The sequence below is a fragment of the Scytonema millei VB511283 genome (genome assembly GCF_000817735.3).
Lineage (GTDB): Bacteria > Cyanobacteriota > Cyanobacteriia > Cyanobacteriales > Chroococcidiopsidaceae > Chroococcidiopsis > Chroococcidiopsis millei_B.
Map to the genome: position 1 here is coordinate 125,918 of NZ_JTJC03000004.1, position 20,830 is coordinate 146,747.

The window sequence follows — 20,830 nt, forward strand, 5'->3', positions numbered from 1 at the left end:
AAATCAGGTGCTGACGTGCATCAGTGCTTTAACTGGTAGCGTCGCTTCTGCCAGTGGATCGTAGCCTAGCTGCTGGGTAATTCGCTCTCTTGCTAAAGCGCGGTACTCCCAGAAATGCTCTCCAGCCGCACACAGCCCCAGATACATATTCAGAACTTGAGGTTTCGCACGCACGATTACCCACAGCTGTCGCCAAAATTGCGCCCGAATTTCAGCTCGTCGCCAGCCCTGATGCCAGATCAACCGTGCTAATAGCCGCAGCCCCTTGCCTGGAGCAAAGCGCATACTCTGCTTTCGCCCAGCCGGGGGAACAATGCTAAGGCATTGTTCAAAACAGCGCTTGAGATAGTTTGCGGGTTCGTACAACATCCAGAAGCCTTCTACATACTCTCTAGCAATTTCAGCAACTGGTCGAGTGGGAATGAAATTCATCAACGTGTTCTGATCCCCGACTTGGGTGACACCAACGCTCTCTAATAAGCGCTGTTCTTTTTCCAGCCGATTCCAAAGGGCAGTATTAGGCAATGCTTGCAGAATTCCTAGCATTGGTTGAGGAATACTAGTTTGTTCCACAAATGCTTGAATTCGTTCTCCAGCGCCCGAGCGTTCTCCGTCAAAGCCCAGGATAAAACCTGCGTAAATTAACAATCCTGCCTCATTAATCTTGCGACAGGCTTCTATTAGCGGGTTACGGGTATTTTGCAACTTGCGAGTGGTTTGCAGGCTATCAGTATCTGGAGTTTCGATACCAAGAAAGACGGCATAGAACCCTGCTTCTTGCATGAGTTGTAGCAGTTCATCATCCTCTGCTAGGTTAACCGAGGCTTCAGTGATGAATGTGAAGGGATAGCTGCGTTCCTTCATCCAAGGAATCAATTCTCGTAGGAACCGTTTGACATTGCGCTGATTCCCAATAAAATTGTCGTCAACGATGAAAAGCGACCCCCGCCAGCCTAAGTCGTAGAGATTTTGCAACTCTGCTAAGGTCTGACTTGGTTCCTTAGTGCGCGGTTTACGACCATAAAGCGTGATAATGTCACAGAATTCGCAGTTGAAGGGACAGCCGCGAGAAAACTGAATCGCCATCATGAAGTAGGCATCCCGCTGGAGCAGATCGAAGCGGGGAATCGGGCTAGTGGTAACGTCAGGCTTCTCGGTAGCGCGAAATATTCCTTGTTCTTGACCTTGGGAAAGTGCTTCTAGAAATTGCGGGATAGTTAGCTCGCCTTCATCCAATACCAGGTAATGCGCTCCAGAGGCAAGGGCATCTTGAGGGACTGAAGTTGGATAGGGTCCCCCCACTGCCACCTTCTTGCCCAACCGTACAGCTTTTTGAATCAGGGCGTGGAAGTCCGGTTTCTGAACCAGCATGGCAGAAAGAATAACCATGTCGCACCACTGCCAATCGCCATCTGTTTCCTGGTTTACATTACGGTCATAAAACCTAATTTCCCAATCCTTTGGCAGCATTGCTGCAACTGTAATAATTCCCAATGGCGGAATGACTGCTTTGAGTCCAGCCATTTCCATACAGCGATCGTAAGACCAGAAAGACTGGGGAAAACAAGGGTAGAGCAAGAGTGCCTTCATACACGAAGTCTCCTCGTATGGATTGGATTTTAAGTGTGAAGAAGCGCGATCGCATCAGTAATTTCTGCTTCTGATGTGAATAGGAAAGCCTCTGGCACTACAATCGATAATGGTTTCAGATACTTGCTTTTAGATTAACGTAGGTACAAGTTCTACCTGCTACACTTAGCATTTTACTGGAATCAAGCCCACGTTCAGCAGGCAACATAGCATTAGCCTCTTCAACAAGCTAAGATTCGAGTGCGTGTTATGAGGCTGTTGGTGGTAAAACAATTTTTCGAGCTAACCCCATTTGCTTCAGGAGCAGAATTGTCCACCAGGTCAGATCGATTTCCCACCACTTCCAACCCGCTTTTGCCACGTTAGGATAGGCATGATGGTTGTTGTGCCAGCCTTCCCCGTAGGTGAGAATTGCTGCCCACCACAGGTTACGAGAATTATCATCGGAGTCATGGCTGCGGTAGCCAGTGATATGGCTTGCAGAGTTAATCAGCCAAGTACTGTGCCAAAGTATCACTGCTCTTAGGAATAGTCCATAGATAACCAATGACCAACCCCCAAGCAGGTATAGTCCAACTCCGAGTGGGATTTGCAGCAACAGATAGTAGCGATCGAGCCAACGGTAGAATCCATCTTTTGCTAAATCCGGTGCAAATTTCCGGTTGGATTCGTACTCAAAAAATTCTGGACGTTTGTACAGTAGCCAACCCATGTGGCTCCACCAGAAACCCCGTTTTGCAGAGTAGGGATCTTTGTCAATGTCTTCGGTGTATGTGTGATGTCTGCGATGTCCTGCGACCCAAAAGATCGGACCACCTTGCAACGCTAGCGAACCGATCAGGGCGATCGCGTATTCCAATCCCTTCGGCACTTGCAAACTACGATGAGTCAGCAATCGATGATAACCCAAGCAAATTCCAATGCTGCCAAATAACCAGTGGAGGAAGACTGCTACCCCCAGAGCCGACCAGGAGAAAAACCAGGGTGCTAATAAAGCTATAGCATGAACTGCCGCAAAAAACGTTATGCTCGTCCAATTCAATACGAGCGGCTGACCGTTCTCGCGGTCAGTTTCAACCATATTCGTCATGAAAACCTTACTTATTACTTATATTTCTTATCCTAGCCAAGTGTTTTATCGCTCGTGTCCGCCTAGAGTTTGAAGTAGCTGTATTGCTAAAGTAGAGAACTACAAATTATTGGAAGGTTAAGTCGAATACAAACTATCTTCACAACTTCAAGCTGTTGAGCTTGGCGATAACTACAGCAGGTCTCAGAGCTTGAGCTGGTTGGTCATTGCGATCGCTATTTGTGGTTGATAAACTGGCATTTCTTGGTAACAGTGACTACAACGCCAGTAAATTCCTGCCAAATCTATATGACGGAGCAAAATGTATGAACAACAAGGGCATGTAGACTTCCTCAATCTAGATTGCTCAGCATACACGGCTAGATTCTCTCGGCTGTTTTCAGTTGTATAAGGAGCCAGCGATTGAAGAGACTTATTTAATAAAACTTGCATTTTTCCAACCTACGTTTGTTAATATTCGATTTAATTTTTACTGGGATCGCAGTAATCTATAGTTGAATCCATAGCTCTTATTTGCACTTCAAGTTTAAAATCTCTCAATTAAGCCTTTAACTATGTTTTTTTCGGAAGTGACTGCGATCGCAATTCTGAAGCAACAAAGCGGGCAATGTCAGATGAGACAATTAGTAGGAATTAAAATAAAGATCGTTTGAATCTCGCGGTAGTAGAAACCTACTCGCAACAGTACGCATGTCCCATTTTTTACTGCACTGCTGCGTTCTTGTATATTAAACGGTTAGAGAAATCAAAAAAGCAATTGCTTCCTACTGAAAATCTTTTCTACAAGCGGCTCAACGAAACGTCTTTTAACTCAATCCTAGCTCTATTCACTGTGAGGATACGACCCATCCATTCAATGCCTCTAAGCATCTGAACTGCCGATATTTCTTCGGCACATGTTTCCATTTCTACTACGGCAAATCCTCTATTCTTGCCAGTTTTATGATTTGTAGGTACATGAACCTGTTTCACAATTCCATACTCTAAAAATATCCGCTTGAGGTCGTCTTCTTCAACCTCAGAAGATAGATTTTCTATATAAATTGACATACAATACCTCCCAAACCTATCAGGTGTAGAGCTTTAGATTCGGGAAGATGTCTATGGCGGAGTGTCTAATGCTTAGTCACTTAGCCGAAAATAATTCTCATTAACTTAATCTTAGCATAAAATGCTCGATCGCGCTTCAAGAACTAATTCTTGAGCAGCTTTTTCAGTAGCTTGTTAACTTCTTCAAACTCGCGTTTAACAATCAATACAAAGCTTCTACCTTTTGTCGGAAGGCAATTAAAGCGTGCTTGCCATGATGCTCTTTAAGTGCCAAGAAAATTGTATCTGACACTTCTGGCGACACAATTGTCTTGATTTCAATATTAGTGTTGTAGCCTGCCATGTCTCCCAAGCGTCTGCCGTGACCGCCCTCACCTTGCACTTGAATGATAGTATAGCCACTTACATTGTGACTTTTCAGTAATTGGACAATGCTATCTTTGAGTACTGTTTCGCCGATAATAGTAACTAGGACGGCGGATTGGACTGGGGTGGCTTCGGGTGACATAGGAAACTCCACTTTGGTATTTAGTTTTACTCTGTGTCATTTAACCAATTTTATCCGACCAGACCGACCAAAGCTTAAATCGCTCGGCAGAATTCCGATCGGAGTTATGTTACATCGACCTAAAATACTTAAATCGATCGGCAAAAGCCCTCGCTCTACTGCATAGCACCGATTAAGTAGTCGAAGTAAGCACCAGCTTCGCCAGCGTCTTCTCCAGACATCATCGTGCTGGTGACATTCTTCATGGCTCGGACGCTCTCGACGACAGCTTCGATAGGAGTCCCCAGAGATCTGTACATTTGGCGGACACCAATCACCCCAATTTCTTCAATTGGCGTAGCATCACCAGCCACAATAGCGTATGTAATCAAACGTAGATAGTAATCCATGTCCCGCAAACAAGTTGCAGTCATTTCCCGACCGTAAGCATTTCCCCCAGGAGAAACGATGTCCGGTCGCCTTTGAAACAGTTGACTTCCAGCTTGTTTGATAATGCCTTCTCGATTAGCTGTCAGCGCTTGAGCAAGGCGCAGGCGGCGATCGCCACTCTGGGCTAAGATCTTAATCTGCTCCAATTCGCCAGGGGTAGGATAGCGAGTTTCTGCGTCTGCGTTAACAATCAACTTCTTGACAATACTCATGAACAGACTCCTTTAAAGAATGAGAGCGAATTTATTCAAACTATCGCGATTCAATCTAAATATTAGGTCTAAACTTTTTGTTGACTTCTAAGTGGATGAAAAAAATCCCTGTTTCGGTTCCCTGTTTCATCCTCTCGCCCAGACGAGTTCAGATGAATAGATCTATTAAACAGCTTATTTGTCAGTGAAGCTGACCTCACTAACGACAAAGGCGCGATCGCGGTCAGCATCACAGTAGAACAACTGCTAACTTATAGAAGATTCCAGAAGTGAAGAAAACCTTGACTAGAAAATACTTCAATTAAGATGACAGACAAAAAACCAATCATTGCTAAACGACCGTTCCAAATTTCAGACTGGGGTGTAAATCCCCAAAGCCAAGCATTGCGATCTTTAAGCGAAGAAGAGGTAAGATTTGTGTTAGCAGACATCAGTTAATACTCCAATTTTTGTTAGCGATTTACTTAGTGATGTAAAATCATCACTGTTTCTTGGTTTCTAGCAAATCAAAATCTCGCTCTAGCTACCAATTTTTTTTCAGGAGTTCTTGATATGTCGTTTCCTGAATCATCATATGCTTGTACTGCACGAGCAAGAACTCTTGAGCTTGTTCGCGAGACATTTGCTTCACTTGGTCGGCGAAACTTCTGAGGCTAAATTCCTGCTCTAAAGTTAATTCGATAGCTCGATCCATAGCTGCCTCCTGTACCCAAGTTAGGGTGAAAACTGTCAGCCGATGTTGCATTAAAAGCTAGAAATCTAAATCTGAAATCAATCGACTCGTAGTGTTAACATCTTGCCAAAAGCAAACGCGGTTAACCCAATTGACGTAGCGATCGCAACAGTAAAGACATCTTGGAAAGCATTACAACATTACTCTCCAGATATGGGGTACTCAGATAGAAAATCGACTTTTTAATCGGGTAGGTATCGAACGTATCTTTGCGATTTGAGGCACACAGAGCTAGCTCTCCTACTTTTCACCTCGCACAATTAATGTAACATACTATTTACATATTTAGATACCTAGAGCTGATTGTGATGTTGCTTCTACCTTTACCAACAACTATGCACCGATCGCGCAGAAGTATGTTATGTCCTGCCATTATCAGGATTACTCCCGATTGAGAACATTTCGTCAATAGACCATGAGACTAATCGTAGATTTTTTCAGGAGGAGTTTTTAAATCCCATCCAATTCCCAGCCATGAAAGTAGTTTCAGAATGTAATGGGTAATATCTATTTCCCACCGATAAAAACCTTGTCGTTCCGAAGCAGGATAGTAACGATGGTTGTTGTGCCAACCTTCACCTAAAGTAATCAGGGCTAAAAGTAAGTTATATATCATCATTCAGAACGTTGAAAGTTATTGGTTAACTCCAACCGTGATGGCGCATCAAGTCGCGCTGTTACCTGCGGTAACGCTGACGGCACAAATTTTCTTTACTACCTTTTTTGGAGCTTTAGGGTTGCTAATGGCACTTCCCCTCGCAGTGGTTGCTAAAACCTGGATTGAAGAAACTTTGTTTAAGGATATTCTGGATCGGTGGCAGCATTCTTCTGAATAGCCCCACGTTTGGGCGAATAGAATTCGCCAAATACTTAATCGCTCTGCCCATCTCCAATTTGTAACACTTCTGGCAGAAACGGCGACAGTTCTCGATTTAATCGTCCGGCTTTGACAAATTCTGCATATGTATTCGCCTCCGTTGCTAACAGTTCGGAGCGTAATTGTTGGGCGCTAAAGTTCTTCAGATCGGGATACTGGTTTTGCAGTTGCTCGATTTCTGTTTGCAAATCCTCAATTGAGCCTTTAATCAGTGCTTCTTGGTAGCGATAAAACTCTGGCTCGATGCCTGGGCGCTGGTCTGCTTGTAACTGTTGCAGGACGCGATCGAGTGCCACCCGTCGCGCTAAAAATTCCATATACTGCTCTTGTTGGGGGCGATCGCCTAATAAGTTTAACTTTTGCAGCAAAGATTTAATTGTCAATCCTTGAAACAGTAAGGTAAATAGCACTACCCCAAACACGGTAGCGATAATTTTATCTCGCTCTGGCAGCGCAGCCGATACGCTCAACGCCAGAGCAATCGAGACGGAACCGCGCAATCCGCCCCACCAAAGTACGGTTTGGTCTGGTAAGGGGATATTGGATTTGGTCGTGTAATTACTCAACTGGCTGAGAATATAAATGGCGATCGCCCGCATGACAACAATCGCCCCCACCGTCACGGCAATAATGCCTAAATTCTCTCCCAATGTTGTAAAGTGAACTTGGTCGCCAATCAGCAGAAACACGATCGAGTTAACGAAAAATGCCAAAAACTCCCAAAACTCGCTGACAATAATTCGCGTGCGGGGATTCATCCCGATGCGAGAACCAAAGTTCCCTAAGATCAAGCCGCAAGTCACGACTCCAATTACTCCAGAACCGCCCAGATCTTCGGTAATTATGTAAGTGCCGTAAGCAGCAACCAAAGTTAAAGATTGTTCGACTAAAGGTAAATCGAATCTTTGCGTCAGATAGGAAATACCAAAACCAATTAAGCCTCCTACGGCAACACCAACGCCCACAACCACAAACAACTGAATTAAAATTGGTTGAACTCCCAAGTGGGTGTTTCCGAAAGACAGCGCCACTAAAAATTCAAACGCAACTACCGCCATGCCATCATTAAATAAGCTTTCGCCTTCCATTAAAGTTGTCAAGCGACTGCTGACACCCAACTCACGAAATACAGCCGTCACGGAAACCGGATCGGTGGCAGAAAGACTCGCGCCAATCAGCAACGCTGTCGTCAGGGGCAATGCGGCAAATTGATTTAAACTCAATCCTACGCCGACAATTGATATCACTACACCGACTACGGCATAAAGGCAAATTGGCACCAGATGTTGCTTTAAGTCCGACCATTTCAAATTCCAAGCCGCTTCAAATAGCAACGGTGGCAGAAAAATTGACAAAATCAGTCCAGGGGAGAGTTCCACGAGGCGAACATCTACAAACGCCAATCCCAAACCGACAATGACTAGTAGTAAGGTATAGGGAATTTGGCGAAACCAACTGAAGATTTGCGGTAGCGTTGCCACACCCAGAGACACTGCTAGAACTGCCAGAAATTGCTTGATGTTTGTCTCAATTGCCGCCTCTGCGATCGCCGATTCGATTACCATACGTCAATTTTTAGTCACTTCAAAAGTCAATCTTAATTAGACTCCTGCGCTGATGACGAACCTCTAGAGGTAGGACTTTAATCCAGTTATCGCCTGACCAGTGACCAAGTGAGAGAAAGGCTTGTTCAATAATATTCGCGATCGCTTCCAACACTTTAGAAACAGAAAATCTCATCCGGTGGAAATTTAGTGGGCATTCTTGGCTTTAACTGTTAGTTCCTATGTCATTGCAACTCTTGGCTTGCCGTCAAACAGTGCTGCCGTGATTCTTGGGGCGATGATTATCGCACCTTTCCTGTTGCCAGCAGCTATGCCAAGGCAGAACCAAAAAATTCTGGTAGTCTTGCCTAAACTGCAATTTCTGTAGCTTTGATGCCACCAATTTGCACGATTGGCTTGGGTTTATCGCGGGCTGATTGGTAGATGAGTTTGGGAGCGACGCTCCTTTACTTAACAGGACTTACGCAGTCGATCGCCCAAACCCCCTTAAAAAGGAGGCAAAAGTTCCGCCCTTTTTAGGGGGGGGGAACCAGGGGGGATCGAATCTTAACCGAGATGTATTGCCCTTGGTACGAGCTTTTTCCGCCTGATTCGACAAGTACAGCTAGAAACCAGTTTACAGCGAGCTTTGGTAGATCGAACTATGACTTTTCAACGGTTGGAGTTGCTGAGCAAAGAAACAAACTGGTTTACAAATCCACCCCAAGTCCGTTTGAACGTGCGGGCAAAAGAACCAGTGACACCTCAGCAAGCAAATGTAGGGATTAAACAACGCCGCCTATCGCCAGCAAATTAGCCCCTTCAGTTAGCCTTACTCTAGTTATAGCAATTGTCTTTTCCCTGCTCCCTACTCCCTACTCCCTACTTTTGAGGAAAATGAATCACAATAATCGAAACTTCTGGATGACTGCGAGCGATCGCTTCTGGTGCAACTCCTAAAGCTGGTAAACCGATAATATCTGGATGAGTTCCAGCTGTTAAGATCAATAAGTCATCTTGCCGCAGCATTTTGGAAACTCGATTAATAAAGTTACCCCTGAGTTGTTGAATTTGAGTATCTGAACTCAATCCTAATTCTTCAGGATTAAAAGACTTACGCCTGCGGGAATTGGCTGTCACCTGCAACAGTTGTAGCGATGCCTTGAGTTCGTCAGCTAGAGACTTAGCCAGCGACACCGTTTGTCCAAAAGCAGCAGACGATCTTTCAGTATCGGCTATTGCTAAAAAGACGCGATGAGTATTTTCAATTGGCTGGGCAAATCGAGCAATTAATACGGGAACTGTAGCACGACGTAACACGTTATCGATCGCGCTGCCAAAAAAATTTTCGCGATAAGTTGAAAACCCTTTCCAGCCACAAACAATTAGATTGGCATCGCGTTCTAAGGCAGAGCGTAAAATTCCTTTATCGACCGAATCATCAATACGTCCGATTGGTTCAACTGCCGTTACAGCTGCATGAGCGATTGTTTCTGCCGTGGCTAACAACTGGCTTTGCTGAATTTTTGCTTCTGGGGCGATCGTTCCTTGTTTATCAGCCAAAATATGTAAAGGTAGTAAAGTTCCCGCAGTTTTTTTAGTCAGAATCAAAGCCAAATGGAGTAAATTATCTTCAGTACTAGGGTTAGCTACAGGTACTAAAACGCGAAGATTTTGAGCTGCGGCAAAGCCTTGTTCTAGTTGCTTGTTTCCACGACTTTTGGCGGGAGTTGGCGCTTCATTTTTCACCCCTCGACCCCAACGACTAGTTACCCAAGGAGAAGTAATACAGGTAACTAAAATCATGGCAACAGTGCCGTTAACAGTTGCTTGGTCTACTAGTTGAATCTGAAAAGCGACTGTAATTGCTGCTAGGGTCGATGCAGCTTGGGCAACAGAAAGACCGAACATGACCATAATGCCAGGAAACTGAAAGCCAAATAGCTTACCACTGCCCCAAGCAGGGACAAATTTAGCAACGATCGCGACAACAATCATCACTCCTGCTACCAACAGCGATCGCGGATCGCTAACTAATAGCCTCGGATTAATCAGCATTCCCACTGAAATTAGAAAAAAAGGCACGAACAAGGTGTTGCCAATAAACTGAATCCGATTCATCAGCGGACTCAGTTGGGGAATCAGTTGAGTAATCGCAATTCCCGCTAAAAATGCTCCTACAATTGGCTCGATATCAATCAGTTCCGCCGCATAAGAGATAACAAATAAAGTAGCAACTACAAATGTAAACTCAGCTCCTTCGTCATGCCCAAAACGGCGAAAGAACCAACGACCAATTTTCGGAACTCCCCATAAAGTAGCAAAGGTATAAATAGTTAAAGCTGGAATTAGAAATAACCAAAAACCGAGGGAGAGGCTGCCTTGGTGTGCCTGAACGACGACGGCGAGAACGAGTAGAGCTAAGACATTGGTAATTAAAGTTGCTCCCAAAGTTGCCGTGACTGCCTGGGTACGCATAATTCCCGTTTTGGTCGCTACTGGTAACGCCAAGAGTGTGTGGGAAGCAAAACAAGAAGCTACAAGTATTGCTGCCAAGAAGCCGTATCCTATCGCCAGCATCGCCGCCGTACCCAGTGCCATCGGCACGATAAAAGTAGCAATGCCAAAAATTACCGCTTTGTCTGCGTTGTATTTTAGGTCGTCAAGGCTGGTTTCTAGTCCAGCCATAAACATGAGAAACAGCAAACCTACAGTACCGAGCAGGATAATTGTGCTATCTCGCTCTAAAACGCCTAGTCCATAGGGTCCTACTACTACTCCCGCTAAGATTAAACCGACAATTCCTGGTAGCCTTATCCGCTCAAATAATAGCGGTGCAACCAGCATAATCGCCATAATTGTTAGGAAAACGGGTACTGGATCGGTAATCGGACCAGCGAACACCGAGGGAGTCAAAAATTCGCGAACGCGATCGCCCCATATTTGCAATTGATGCCAAAAATTTATCATAAATTATGCGATAACGCAGACAGAAAGCAGGAATCCCTACATTTTTCATTTCATTATCGATTATTCCTTGCCTTACTGCATTTCTTGAATGTCGAGTAAACTAACTAATACTCCTGCCAGTGGTACGGAAAGGAAAACTCCTACCAATCGCGCTACTCGCGCCCTTACTAAATAAAGCAAAAAACATATTGCTGAAGCAAAACGCAACCGACTAATACTTGAAGCGCCAGCCAAATTCCTTGAGGCAATACAATCAAGAAAACAAGGGTAATTCCAATTGTGGCTCCAATTCCAGGAATTAAGTCAAAAACTCCGGCGATCGCGGCTAAAACTAAAGCAAAAGGTAAATCTAAAATAATAAATACAACCCATATCGATACGCCAAAGAAAATCGAAAGTAGTAACCTTCTCCAAAAAAAAACAATAAAGTTATGTTGAATCGCCTCAGTAATTTGGGGACGAAAATGTTCGGGAAAAGCCTTGAGAGCAAAATTCCAAATTCGCTTGCCATCGAGTAGCATGAAGAAAGCTACAATTGCAATGACGATGAGTTCGATAAAATTGGACAGGAATCTTTGTAAAGTCGCAAAATCCATCCCTACACCTGCTAAAGCTTGCTCTCTTAGCTGTTCTTCTAAAGTGCCAAAATCAACTTGAAAATTCCATCTAGTTAAGTGGGTTTGAAGCAAGAATCCCCCGATTTATTGGCAGGAGTGTCAATCTGACTGCTAAATTTAACTGTGTTAAGAGTTAGATACCTAATTCATCTACTTACTTTAGGAGATGACTGCACTGGTATGTTCGTCCATCCGTGTTCAAAGAAGTTTATCCTAAAATTATCCCAGTCTGTTTATTATCAACCTAATGCCAACCAACTCTCAACCCGATCGCAGCTTAGAAACCACCAGCGATGTCGCCGTCGCCGAATCATCTTCCCTCACGCCAGAACAATATCGCCAAAAAATGCAGCGCCGCCAGCAGGTACAACACGATCGCGTTGCTAAAGCCTCGAAAGAGAAAGGTTTGATTATTGTCAATACGGGTAACGGTAAAGGGAAAACCACAGCAGCTTTAGGCATGGTACTGCGATCGCTCGGTCACGGCTATCGCGTGGCGATCGTCCAATTTATTAAAGGTGCTTGGGAACCTGCGGAAAAAGCTATTTTCAGTCAGTTTGGCGATCGCTTAGAGTTTCATGCTATGGGAGAAGGTTTCACTTGGGAAACCCAAGATCGCGATCGCGATATCCAAAATGCCAATACAGCTTGGCAGAAAGGATTAGCCTACATCCTCAACTCAGACTTTAATTTGGTGTTATTAGATGAAATTAATGTAGCACTTAAACTGGGATATTTAGAAATAGGAGAAGTCTTAACTGGATTGGAGCAAAAACCAGTCAATAGTCACGTTATTTTAACAGGAAGAGGCGCACCTGCCGCGTTAATCGAAAAAGCAGATTTAGTCACGGAAATGACTTTAGTTAAACATCCATTTCGCGAACAAGGTGTCAAAGCTCAACCAGGAATTGAATATTGACAGTTATTAGTGGCTAGTAACTAGTGACTGATGACTAGAATCGAGCCACTAGCCACTCACTATTACCAATGCCTACTTTTTAGAAAGAATGATCCATACAGCGTGGACAATACCTGGAACGTAGCCTAGTAATGTTAACAGGACATTAATCCAAAAATCGATTCCTAAACCTACTTGTAAAAAAACGCCTAGTGGTGGTAAAAAAATGGCACACAGCAATCGAATAATGTCCATTTCATCCTCCCATGTAAATGTGCAAAAGTAACTTCCCGGCTGAAATAACCACAGATAAGCTACTGTATTTTTACCACTCTAGGTTGACATAATTGCTAAAACCGTGACATCACCATTGAGATAGATTTGGCTCTAGCAATAATCCAAAATCCAGAATATAACATCTTCTCAGCCGCCACTAATCTTGACTTTGTAACCTATTTGAGTCAAAACTTGCAGTAGTTTTTGCTTGTGGTCGCCTTGAATTTCAATTTCATTTTCTTTCACCGTACCCCCAGCACCGCACTGAGATTTGAGTTGTTTGAGCAATGCTGTCAAAGTTTCTGGCTTGGCTTGAAAACCTGTGATGACAGTGACAGTCTTTCCCTTACGTCCAGCACGAGAAGATTGGACGCGCAGGTTTTGCTGAGAGGGTGGTAAGTCTGGGACGGCTCTTTCTGTAGCCGCCGAGTTATCGCCACCAAATTCACGGTAGACAACTTTTTCTTGTTTGTTAGAATTAGACGATTTACGCTTTTCGGTTGACATAAATGCGATCGCTCTATGGGTAAAGATTTTTGTAGTGCCTGTAACTATTCCACTGTAAAACAGTCTAGTGCAAGAAAGCAGATGGCAAAAAGCAGAAGGTAGGAAGAAACAATGGAGTAGGGAGTAGGTAGCAGTGATAAATGACGAATGACAAATGACGAATGACAAATGACAAATGACTATGGAAATTAGTGTTTGGAAAACGAGAGCTTTACTAATATTTCTTCTATCTTTATGCGTTGCTGTAGCACTTTCTCTATTTCCGCAAACACCCCAGTTACAGCAAATAGATGCATCTGTTTTACCTGCTGTCCCTGTATCCTACGAAGAAACAGTTGTGCCTGCATCTGAAGTTATACAGCGCCAGGAGCAACAGCAAAAGGTTGACAATTCTCCCAAGGAGTCACAGATAGCTAATGCTGCTACTGCTATTAGCTATAAACCAAGATATCAGATTGCTTGGGCGCATCCGCTCAATTATGGCGATCGCTTCGCCACAGATATTTACGGCAAACCGGTCTACAACAAACCGATTATCGTCTTGCACGAGACTGTTTACTCCGCCGCTTCTGCAATCAATACCTTCCGAACTCCACACCAGCAAGACGATAAACAAGTGAGCTACCATACCCTAATTGGGTTAGATGGTACGGTAATATATATAGTCCCGCCAGAAAAACGCGCCTTTGGAGCAGCCAATTCTGTCTTTATAGGTAGTAATGGAGCCGAAACCGTCAAAACTCACCCCAGCCTTGCATCTTCAGTCAATAACTTTGCCTATCATGTCTCGCTAGAAACTCCAGCAGACGGACGCGATCGCGATCGCCGTCACAGTGGTTATACTCAAGCTCAATATAAATCTCTCGCTTGGTTAATTGCTCAAAGTAAAGTCCCTGATGCAAGAATTACCACACATAAAGCAGTCGATCGCTCTGGTAGTAGAAGCGATCCGCGCTCTTTCGATCGCCACAAGTTTCTCAGTTTGTTGCACGCTTATAGAGGAATAAGTCGTAAGTCGTAAGTCGTAAATCGTAAGTAACTGCTCCCTGTTCCCTGTTCCCTGAAACAATGGCTTTAAAACCCGATGATGAATTCAAGCATCGCCTTTTGCCTCAAGCAACTACTTTAGTTGAAAAGGCAGTAGGAACGGCTAATTCAGTCGTACTTGAAGCCCTACTTGATGCCTGCTATCTTTTGGAAAATAGCTCGAATAGCGATGCACCCATAGTGGCGATCGAGCGAGATGTCCGCACTGATACAGGAACTTATCATTTATTCGTCCGCCGCCTCAGCACTAGCATTCCTGCGGGTAAATTCCAAATTTTGATCGTCCGCGAACTAGCATCTGGCTTGATTCAGTGAGCAGTTATCAGTTATCAGTTATCAGTTATCAGTTATCAGTTATCAGTTATCAATGACAAATGACAAATGACAAATGACAAACTAATGTTCAAATAAATCTTTGAATTGCAATAAGTCAAGCGCAACGATGGTTGGCAAAGTTTGAAAACAGGTTTGCGCGAGTTCCCAGCGTTCTTCTCGTTTGAGCATTTCTGTGAGTTTTTGCCGCAACGAGATTAAATAGCGGACATCATTAGCAGCATATCGGAGTTGTTCTTCAGATAAATTTGCTGCATTTCCCCAATCAGAACTTTGGGCGCTTTTATCGAGTTCTACTAGTTCTAATTCTTGCACTAATTCTTTCAAACTGTGGCGATTCGTGTATGTTCGCACTAATTTGCTAGCAATTTTTGTACAAAAAATCGGTGCGACTTGAATACCAAGATGATGTTTTAGAGTGGCAAGATCGAACCGGGCAAAATGAAAAATTTTCTCGACATCTGCTTCTAATAATTGTTTTAAATTAGGTGCATCCGTTTGTCCTTTGGCAATGCGGACAACTGCAACTCTGCCCCGATTATCGCACAACTGTACCAAGCAAAGGCGATCGCGGTGGACAAGCAAGCCCATTGTTTCCGTATCTACTGCAATTGCTTTAGCATCCATAAATTGAGCTAAAGTCTCATCGCTCAGGTCGCGATCGCAAATCTGAAAATCTTCCCCTACCATTGCCTTACCTAGATCTTTCGTTACTAAAATACTACAAGGGAGTAGGGAGCAGGGAGTAGGGAGTAGGGGGGAGAAGAGAGCGGAGGGAGCTGAGGGAGCAGGGAGCGCTTCGGTGCAGGGAGTAGGGGGGAGAAGAGAGCGGAGGGAGCTGAGGGAGCAGGGAGCGCTTCGGTGCAGGGAGCAAGGGGAAAATAACTTACGACTTACGACTTACGACTTACGACTTACGACTTACAACTTACAAAAGAGCCTACTTTATTGAGCAATTCAGGGGTCGTGAATCCTTTGGTAAGGTAATCTGTTGCACCAACGCGCCGCGCTTCGTTGCTCCATTCTTCTGATAAACGGGAAGAAATGACAAGGGCGGGTAACTGCATACCTGCCTGCCGACAGCGATCGATCAGGGTGAAACCATCCATCCCTGGCATCTCAATATCGGTAATTAACAAAGCTGGTACGGGATGGCTAGAAAGCCAAGTCCATGCTTCTAAACCGTCGCGACAAGTCTCAACTGTGTAACCGTTTGCAGTCAAACTTGCTTCAATTCGCCGCCTCACCAGCGCTGCGTCATCAACAACGAGAATAGTACGACTGGCAGCAGCAGGTTCGGCAAATATTTCTGCTAGATCGAAGTTGGAAACGACAGTGCGATCGCCATCTCCAGTGGGACTCATCCACAAGTGTGCTGCTAGAGAGGCAGGTTCTAAAACCGCGATCGACATCCCATCGGTTTGTAAAGTCACCCCCATCAACCCTATTGGTGAAATTAAGGGAATAGGCAAAGGCTCGATTAATAGTTCCGACTGTTCTAGCAAGTCATCTGCTAGTAACCAAGCATCTCGTTCGGCTGTGACAGAGGAAAAAGTAGAACGAACCCGCAAACAAATTGCTGTATCTGACAACGGACGGTTTGCTCTTGCTCCTGGCTGCCAGTATTCTAATAGGTCAAGGCATGGCATTTTGGCTTCATCTTGAGTCACAAACCAGTTAGGAGCGTTAGACATTGGGTCGCGATCGCTGGGCGTTGCTGATAAATTACTCCAAAGAGTCGTAGTCACGATCTCTTCGGCAGGAATGGCAAAGTTGCGATCGCCTGCCTGTACCAGGACGCAGCGTACTAATAAGTGCGGTACGGGAACCTGCATCTGAAAAGTTGTCCCTGCTCCCAGTATCGTTTTTAGGTTGAGGTGTCCGCCGATAGTAGCAATTTGGGTGGCAACTACGTCCATCCCTACCCCGCGTCCAGAAATGTCGCTCACTTCGCTACGAGAGCTAAAGCCAGGTTGACAGAGAACGGCAAGTAAATCGGCGGGGGTATCGGTACGAGTCAGGGGTAGTCCTCGCGCTTGGGCAAGTTGGGAGATCTTGCTGGCATCGATCCCACCTCCGTCATCTTGCAAAGATAGCAGGTAAAATTTACCTTGGCGGCGTAGCGATAAGATAATCGTGCCTTGTTCCGGTTTCCCTAATGCTAGGCGATCGGCAGCAGGCTCTAAAGCATGGTCGTAGGCGTTACGCATTAAATGTAATAGAGCTGGCTCTAGGTGCTGTACCGTACCAGCATCGAGTTCCAAGTGTTCCCCCTGTACGATTAACTGAGCGGGCTTACCAAAGCGATTCATGAGATCGCGGAGAATACCTTTAGCTCGGAAGCCCAAAACCTTAAACGGGATCAGCCGACTTTCTTCTACTGTTTGTTGGAGGTTGAGGACATTGCGATCTAACAATTGCAAGCTATCTGCTGTCAGCCGCGAACTCGTCGCTGCTTCTGCACCCAATTCTGACAGGCGCAAACTCAGTTCTAGCAAGCGATTGACAATCGTATAACCTTGACGATACCGCTCTAAAACTGGAGCTGTTGATACACTAGAGCGCTGTTGCTGTAAGTTGTCTAAAAGGGCGTAATCGTCTTGAACTTGTCGTAACTGCGTCAGATATTGCACGCTATCTTGCGCCAACGATAGCAGTTGTCCGATTTGCGTCTGCAACGATTGATAAAATCCTTGTACTGCCCGTGCAGATAATAGTGTCTCCACCAAACGCTGAGACGATCGCTCCAAGCGTTCTAGAGGGACGGGAACTTGGATATTGGTTTCAGCGGGAGTCGGGAGTCGGGAGTCGGGAGTCGGAAGAGTGGCTGGTGGCTGGTGGCTAGTGGCTAGAATTGCTCCCTCTACCCCTCTTTCTTCCCCTGCTCCCTGCTCCCTGCTCCCTGCTCCCTTCCCAGCAGGCAACTTCCCACCCTGTCTGGCACAGTCTTTTAACAGGAGGAGATATTTAGACCACTGCGATCGCCAGAAATCGGTTTCGGGGCGACTGAGTAAAGCTTTGCTATAACGTAGCAAGTCTAACCAACCAGCCCCAAATTCTAAATCGTTACCGATTTGTATCAGTTGCTGAAGTGTTTGTTTTGCTGTTTTGATAACTTCTGGAGGCACTTGACCGCGATCGGGCATTTCTTCTAGTGCCATTTCCAAGTCCAGCACGACGAGATCGAAGCCTTGTTCGGCAAACTCTTGAAATAATTTCGTTTGTTCGTTGGTTTCCGGTAAGTAGAGTTGCTGAATTTCTTGGCGTAGAGCTGCAATGCGATCGACGCTAGGTTGGACGGCGGCGATCGCCGCTTCTCCTGTTGCTTCGACTTGCAAGCTTGCGGTCAGAAGTTCTCCCGCCTCTGCCAGCATTTGTGACAGATGACCGTCTTCTAGCGGCGGTGCAATTTGCAGGTAGCGCAAGTCTGAAAGTAAGTCCTCTAGAATAGTTGAGACATAAAGAATCCCATCAGCACCCACCGTCACAGCTCCACCTTTGATCGTGTGGACGCAGCGATACGTTTCTTGAATGTCTGCCGTCCAAGTTTGAGGCTGAAGCTTTTGGACGAGATTTATGTATGTTTGCAGATAGGTTTGAGTATCAACAGCAAACATACTGCGTAGCTCTTGCTGTAATTGCAGCTCGGCTACGTCAACAAAATCTGACTCAGCAGCAGTGGAGCTATATTGTTCCGACATATTAAGGTATATGGGTGTAGGATGTATTTACTGATAACTAGATACTGTGTAGGGATGTTACATGTAATGTCTCTACACTGCTCCCTGCTCCCTACCCCCTGCTCCCTGCTCCGCTTCAGCAATACGGAAGAAGCTGACTTTTTCTAATAACGTCCGCGCCATGTTGTCAATTAACCCGGCTTGTTCTTGGGTGAAACTGGATTGCTGTTCTGTCTTAGCAGCTACCGTCGCAATTTCTTCAATCGATCGCAGCGTTGTTTGTGCTTCTGCGGCGATCGCTTGGCTAGATGCAGTCACTTGTTGTCCTACCTGAGCCACGCGGTCAGTTACGGCTTTAATCAGCTCAAATACGTGTTGCGATTGTTCTACGCTACCAACGAATTGATTCACTGAATGGCTGATGCCTTGCACGTCTTGGTTAATCCCCGACACTACAGTTTGAATTTGGGCTGCCTGCTGCTGCAATAACAACAAGCCTTGATTTGTTTGAACCGCAAGATCGTTAACTTGAGTTGCGATGGTTTCAAACTCGCGGGCAACACTAGCAAATTGGTCGGGGTCTTGCTGTCCAGAGGCACGAGCGGCAATCATAGAAGCATTTAAAGCAAGTACCCGTGTGAGGGCGGCGACTCGTTTTTGGTCTTTGGCAAATTGGGCGGCTGAGGTCACGAAGTTAGTCAAAATTTGGGCGCGTTTGACGATTTGTTCCGTACCTGAGTGGAGAACTTTAATTTCTTCGGTCAGTTTCACCATTTCCTCCTGTCCTTGGGTGACAGCGATTTGTGCCTGTTGCACGGCTTGGTCTGATGCCAATGCTTGCTGCGCTGTTTGTTGGGACAAATCGGAGAAAGTGACAACTGAGGCTTGCACGGCATTGACCGATCGTGCCTGCTGCTGTGCTTGTTGGGCTGTTACTGCTGCTAGTTGTTCTAACTCTGTCGATCCGTGAGTCACTTGTTGGGCAGTAGATAACACAGTCGCCATGATTCGAGCCAATTCTTCAATCAGGCGGTTGAGAGTATCTGCTACAAGTCCAGTAGCGCGATCGCTGACAGGTGCTTGTACTGTCAAGTCTCCGCCTTCCAGTGCTGCTACTGCATCGAGTAGATGACCCACATCTGATTGTAAGACGTGGCTCTCCTGCTCGATTGCCTCTTTCAATTGTTTAATTTCAGCAGTTCCCTTTAAGTTATCTAACAAATCTTGGATTTGGTCAGCCATCTGATTGATATTGGCTCCTAGCATTGCTAATTCGTCACTGCCTTTGACTGCAAGACGTACATCCAAATCGCCCGCTCCCAACTTTTGGACGGTTTGAGTTGCTGCCTCAATTGGTTGGAGCGATCGGTTGACCAAAAGCACTGCGATCGCACTTACTGCAACTGCTGCTGCTAAGGTACCAAGGGCAAAAATTTGCGCCAAGCGATTGTTAACTGCAAAAGCAACGTTTCGGTCTGACAGAATAAAGCCATCCCAACCCAGATCTGGTAGTCCTTGGATTGGCTCGAACGGAGCATATCCCCCAACCACATGCCGCTGTTCTGAAGGTTTGTAAGATTCTGTCGGTGCAGCTTTTCGATCCTGGCGCAGTTGTGGAAAAGGAGTGAGGTGTTCGGCGGCATCCATGCCTAAAGTCTCGGCGGCATCATTGGTGACAAAAACCTTGCCTGCTTTATCAACCAAATGATAAGTTCTGTCATTTTCACCATAGCTCTTAATCAAATCGTCCAGAAACCGAACTGGCATTTGGGTACGCACGACACCAATTATTTTATTAGTGACTGAATCTCGCACGGGCGCAGCAAGGTAAATCACAGTTTTACCCGTAGATGGTGCAACTCTGGGTTGAGAAATAAATCGCTTTCCAGTGGCAAGGACGGCTTGAAAGTAATCTTCTGTTTTGTGACTGCCAAGTTTAGCCCCTTGGGAGACTAAGATATTGTTGCCGTTTAAATCGATAAAGGCGATATTGTCATAGACTTCATAAGTTTCGGCGTACTTGGTTAGTACCTGCGTACGGTCTTTTACAGAAACAACTTGCTTCACTTTCTCATTGCGCAAAATTGGCAGGTTGCTGAGAGCTTGAATATCGCCGTAACGCTCAAACAGAAAACGCTCAACTTTGTCCATCATTGCCACAGTTTCTTCCTGCTTGGCAAGCTCAATTTGCGCGTTTAACATGTTGGCTGCGATGAGATTGGCTGCGATCCCAGTAATGACTACAGGTAGCGTACCAATTGCTACTGCTGCCAAGGTTGTTTTCAAACGCAAACTCAAGCCTTTTTTGATAAATCCAATGGATTTACTTGAAGGTGATGGAGCTGCATTGTTGGGAGCAGATGGCGAGCCGAGGTCTGATGAATTCGTTGTCATAAGAGCAGGAAAAATGACTGGATAAGCAAATCAAAAGTCAAAAGTCAAAAGTCAAAAGTCAAATATTCGTAGGGG

At 45.3% G+C, this 20,830-nt stretch carries 23 protein-coding genes and 1 pseudogene; 7 read left to right on the top strand and 17 right to left on the bottom strand.

Annotated elements, in window-relative coordinates; translation table 11 throughout:
- Positions 1-3: 3 nt before the first annotated feature.
- The 9 genes from QH73_RS15615 to QH73_RS15655 form a co-directional block, all read right to left on the bottom strand.
- The gene (locus QH73_RS15615) at positions 4-1,590 is read right to left on the bottom strand and encodes a B12-binding domain-containing radical SAM protein (RefSeq protein ID WP_132867142.1); all 1,587 of its coding nucleotides are present in this window, start codon (positions 1,588-1,590) and stop codon (positions 4-6) included.
- 247 nt (positions 1,591-1,837) lie between these two features.
- Complete coding sequence (locus QH73_RS15620; protein ID WP_374189042.1) at positions 1,838-2,671, bottom strand: acyl-CoA desaturase; 834 nt, start codon at positions 2,669-2,671, stop codon at positions 1,838-1,840.
- A 192-nt stretch (positions 2,672-2,863) separates the two neighbouring features.
- Positions 2,864-3,112 carry a hypothetical protein gene (locus QH73_RS15625; protein ID WP_132867144.1) on the bottom strand — a complete coding sequence of 83 codons (249 nt, stop codon included), beginning with the start codon at positions 3,110-3,112 and terminating at the stop codon, positions 2,864-2,866.
- A gap of 348 nt (positions 3,113-3,460) precedes the next feature.
- The gene (locus QH73_RS15630) at positions 3,461-3,730 is read right to left on the bottom strand and encodes an RNA recognition motif domain-containing protein (RefSeq protein ID WP_039717213.1); all 270 of its coding nucleotides are present in this window, start codon (positions 3,728-3,730) and stop codon (positions 3,461-3,463) included.
- A gap of 202 nt (positions 3,731-3,932) precedes the next feature.
- The gene (locus QH73_RS15635; RefSeq protein WP_039717212.1) at positions 3,933-4,238 is read right to left on the bottom strand and encodes a P-II family nitrogen regulator; all 306 of its coding nucleotides are present in this window, start codon (positions 4,236-4,238) and stop codon (positions 3,933-3,935) included.
- Positions 4,239-4,393: 155 nt separating this feature from the next.
- Positions 4,394-4,879, bottom strand: a complete 486-nt coding sequence (gene apcA / locus QH73_RS15640) for an allophycocyanin subunit alpha (protein ID WP_039717211.1) — start codon at positions 4,877-4,879, stop codon at positions 4,394-4,396.
- Between the two features lie 251 nt (positions 4,880-5,130).
- Positions 5,131-5,310 (bottom strand): CAB/ELIP/HLIP family chlorophyll-binding protein, encoded by a 180-nt coding sequence (locus QH73_RS15645; RefSeq protein WP_015154540.1) that lies wholly within the window; start codon positions 5,308-5,310, stop codon positions 5,131-5,133.
- A 92-nt stretch (positions 5,311-5,402) separates the two neighbouring features.
- Positions 5,403-5,573, bottom strand: a complete 171-nt coding sequence (locus tag QH73_RS15650) for an NblA/ycf18 family protein (protein ID WP_039717794.1) — start codon at positions 5,571-5,573, stop codon at positions 5,403-5,405.
- A gap of 460 nt (positions 5,574-6,033) precedes the next feature.
- Entirely contained in the window at positions 6,034-6,231 is a 198-nt protein-coding gene (locus QH73_RS15655; RefSeq protein WP_039717210.1) for a hypothetical protein, read from the bottom strand.
- Here QH73_RS15655 and QH73_RS15660 point away from each other — a divergent pair.
- Positions 6,218-6,448: pseudogene (locus tag QH73_RS15660) on the top strand (AI-2E family transporter); the annotation flags it as partial. The gene QH73_RS15655 and the pseudogene QH73_RS15660 overlap by 14 nt on opposite strands.
- 34 nt (positions 6,449-6,482) lie before the next feature.
- On the opposite strand, the gene QH73_RS15665 reads toward QH73_RS15660, so the two are convergent.
- Complete coding sequence (locus QH73_RS15665) at positions 6,483-8,054, bottom strand: cation:proton antiporter (RefSeq protein ID WP_039717208.1); 1,572 nt, start codon at positions 8,052-8,054, stop codon at positions 6,483-6,485.
- A 199-nt stretch (positions 8,055-8,253) separates the two neighbouring features.
- Between QH73_RS15665 and QH73_RS28290 the strand changes: the two genes are divergently transcribed.
- The 3 genes from QH73_RS28290 to QH73_RS28300 all read left to right on the top strand — a co-directional run bounded on the left by QH73_RS28290 (position 8,254) and on the right by QH73_RS28300 (position 8,850).
- Positions 8,254-8,421 (top strand): hypothetical protein, encoded by a 168-nt coding sequence (locus QH73_RS28290; RefSeq protein ID WP_236147043.1) that lies wholly within the window; start codon positions 8,254-8,256, stop codon positions 8,419-8,421.
- A 5-nt stretch (positions 8,422-8,426) separates the two neighbouring features.
- Positions 8,427-8,477, top strand: a complete 51-nt coding sequence (locus QH73_RS28295) for a hypothetical protein (protein WP_236147059.1) — start codon at positions 8,427-8,429, stop codon at positions 8,475-8,477.
- A gap of 205 nt (positions 8,478-8,682) precedes the next feature.
- Entirely contained in the window at positions 8,683-8,850 is a 168-nt protein-coding gene (locus QH73_RS28300; protein WP_236147044.1) for a hypothetical protein, read from the top strand.
- Between the two features lie 65 nt (positions 8,851-8,915).
- On the opposite strand, the gene QH73_RS15680 is transcribed toward QH73_RS28300, so the two are convergent.
- Both QH73_RS15680 and QH73_RS15685 read right to left on the bottom strand, forming a co-directional pair.
- On the bottom strand, positions 8,916-11,003 hold the full coding sequence (locus QH73_RS15680; protein WP_039717207.1) for a cation:proton antiporter domain-containing protein: 2,088 nt from the start codon (positions 11,001-11,003) through the stop codon (positions 8,916-8,918).
- Positions 11,004-11,170: 167 nt separating this feature from the next.
- Positions 11,171-11,692, bottom strand: coding sequence for an AI-2E family transporter (locus QH73_RS15685; protein WP_052290233.1), 522 nt, complete (start codon positions 11,690-11,692; stop codon positions 11,171-11,173).
- A 175-nt stretch (positions 11,693-11,867) separates the two neighbouring features.
- Between QH73_RS15685 and cobO the strand changes: the two genes are divergently transcribed.
- Complete coding sequence (cobO, locus tag QH73_RS15690) at positions 11,868-12,539, top strand: cob(I)yrinic acid a,c-diamide adenosyltransferase (protein ID WP_039717206.1); 672 nt, start codon at positions 11,868-11,870, stop codon at positions 12,537-12,539.
- Positions 12,540-12,611: 72 nt separating this feature from the next.
- Here the strand turns inward: cobO and QH73_RS15695 are convergent, their stop codons facing one another.
- Together QH73_RS15695 and QH73_RS15700 are read right to left on the bottom strand one after the other, a co-directional pair.
- The gene (locus QH73_RS15695) at positions 12,612-12,773 is read right to left on the bottom strand and encodes a YqaE/Pmp3 family membrane protein (RefSeq protein WP_015154571.1); all 162 of its coding nucleotides are present in this window, start codon (positions 12,771-12,773) and stop codon (positions 12,612-12,614) included.
- A 168-nt stretch (positions 12,774-12,941) separates the two neighbouring features.
- The gene (locus QH73_RS15700; protein ID WP_015154570.1) at positions 12,942-13,301 is read right to left on the bottom strand and encodes a translation initiation factor; all 360 of its coding nucleotides are present in this window, start codon (positions 13,299-13,301) and stop codon (positions 12,942-12,944) included.
- A 181-nt stretch (positions 13,302-13,482) separates the two neighbouring features.
- Here QH73_RS15700 and QH73_RS15705 point away from each other — a divergent pair, with 181 nt between their 5' ends.
- Complete coding sequence (locus QH73_RS15705; protein WP_039717205.1) at positions 13,483-14,322, top strand: peptidoglycan recognition protein family protein; 840 nt, start codon at positions 13,483-13,485, stop codon at positions 14,320-14,322.
- A gap of 47 nt (positions 14,323-14,369) precedes the next feature.
- Positions 14,370-14,663: a hypothetical protein gene (locus tag QH73_RS15710; protein ID WP_039717204.1), complete on the top strand. Its 294-nt coding sequence runs from the start codon at positions 14,370-14,372 to the stop codon at positions 14,661-14,663.
- Positions 14,664-14,744: 81 nt separating this feature from the next.
- Here the strand turns inward: QH73_RS15710 and QH73_RS15715 are convergent, their stop codons facing one another.
- The 3 genes from QH73_RS15715 to QH73_RS15725 all read right to left on the bottom strand — a co-directional run bounded on the left by QH73_RS15715 (position 14,745) and on the right by QH73_RS15725 (position 20,755).
- The gene (locus QH73_RS15715) at positions 14,745-15,371 is read right to left on the bottom strand and encodes a ribonuclease H-like domain-containing protein (protein ID WP_039717203.1); all 627 of its coding nucleotides are present in this window, start codon (positions 15,369-15,371) and stop codon (positions 14,745-14,747) included.
- A gap of 224 nt (positions 15,372-15,595) precedes the next feature.
- Entirely contained in the window at positions 15,596-18,382 is a 2,787-nt protein-coding gene (locus QH73_RS15720; RefSeq protein WP_039717202.1) for a hybrid sensor histidine kinase/response regulator, read from the bottom strand.
- A gap of 72 nt (positions 18,383-18,454) precedes the next feature.
- Positions 18,455-20,755, bottom strand: coding sequence for a methyl-accepting chemotaxis protein (locus QH73_RS15725; RefSeq protein ID WP_132867145.1), 2,301 nt, complete (start codon positions 20,753-20,755; stop codon positions 18,455-18,457).
- Positions 20,756-20,830 lie beyond the last annotated feature (75 nt).

Coding starts and splice junctions, on each gene's coding strand:
- QH73_RS15715 (WP_039717203.1), bottom strand. CDS start 15,371: ATGGTAGGGGAAGATTTTCAGATTTGCGATCGCGACCTGAGCGATGAG.
- QH73_RS15710 (WP_039717204.1), top strand. CDS start 14,370: ATGGCTTTAAAACCCGATGATGAATTCAAGCATCGCCTTTTGCCTCAA.
- QH73_RS15650 (WP_039717794.1), bottom strand. CDS start 5,573: ATGGATCGAGCTATCGAATTAACTTTAGAGCAGGAATTTAGCCTCAGA.
- QH73_RS15700 (WP_015154570.1), bottom strand. CDS start 13,301: ATGTCAACCGAAAAGCGTAAATCGTCTAATTCTAACAAACAAGAAAAA.
- QH73_RS15615 (WP_132867142.1), bottom strand. CDS start 1,590: ATGAAGGCACTCTTGCTCTACCCTTGTTTTCCCCAGTCTTTCTGGTCT.
- QH73_RS15720 (WP_039717202.1), bottom strand. CDS start 18,382: ATGTCGGAACAATATAGCTCCACTGCTGCTGAGTCAGATTTTGTTGAC.
- QH73_RS15725 (WP_132867145.1), bottom strand. CDS start 20,755: ATGACAACGAATTCATCAGACCTCGGCTCGCCATCTGCTCCCAACAAT.
- QH73_RS15695 (WP_015154571.1), bottom strand. CDS start 12,773: ATGGACATTATTCGATTGCTGTGTGCCATTTTTTTACCACCACTAGGC.
- QH73_RS15620 (WP_374189042.1), bottom strand. CDS start 2,671: ATGGTTGAAACTGACCGCGAGAACGGTCAGCCGCTCGTATTGAATTGG.
- QH73_RS15705 (WP_039717205.1), top strand. CDS start 13,483: ATGGAAATTAGTGTTTGGAAAACGAGAGCTTTACTAATATTTCTTCTA.
- cobO (WP_039717206.1), top strand. CDS start 11,868: ATGCCAACCAACTCTCAACCCGATCGCAGCTTAGAAACCACCAGCGAT.
- QH73_RS15665 (WP_039717208.1), bottom strand. CDS start 8,054: ATGGTAATCGAATCGGCGATCGCAGAGGCGGCAATTGAGACAAACATC.
- QH73_RS15680 (WP_039717207.1), bottom strand. CDS start 11,003: ATGATAAATTTTTGGCATCAATTGCAAATATGGGGCGATCGCGTTCGC.
- apcA (WP_039717211.1), bottom strand. CDS start 4,879: ATGAGTATTGTCAAGAAGTTGATTGTTAACGCAGACGCAGAAACTCGC.
- QH73_RS15630 (WP_039717213.1), bottom strand. CDS start 3,730: ATGTCAATTTATATAGAAAATCTATCTTCTGAGGTTGAAGAAGACGAC.
- QH73_RS15625 (WP_132867144.1), bottom strand. CDS start 3,112: ATGCAAGTTTTATTAAATAAGTCTCTTCAATCGCTGGCTCCTTATACA.
- QH73_RS15655 (WP_039717210.1), bottom strand. CDS start 6,231: ATGATGATATATAACTTACTTTTAGCCCTGATTACTTTAGGTGAAGGT.
- QH73_RS15645 (WP_015154540.1), bottom strand. CDS start 5,310: ATGTCTGCTAACACAAATCTTACCTCTTCTTCGCTTAAAGATCGCAAT.
- QH73_RS15635 (WP_039717212.1), bottom strand. CDS start 4,238: ATGTCACCCGAAGCCACCCCAGTCCAATCCGCCGTCCTAGTTACTATT.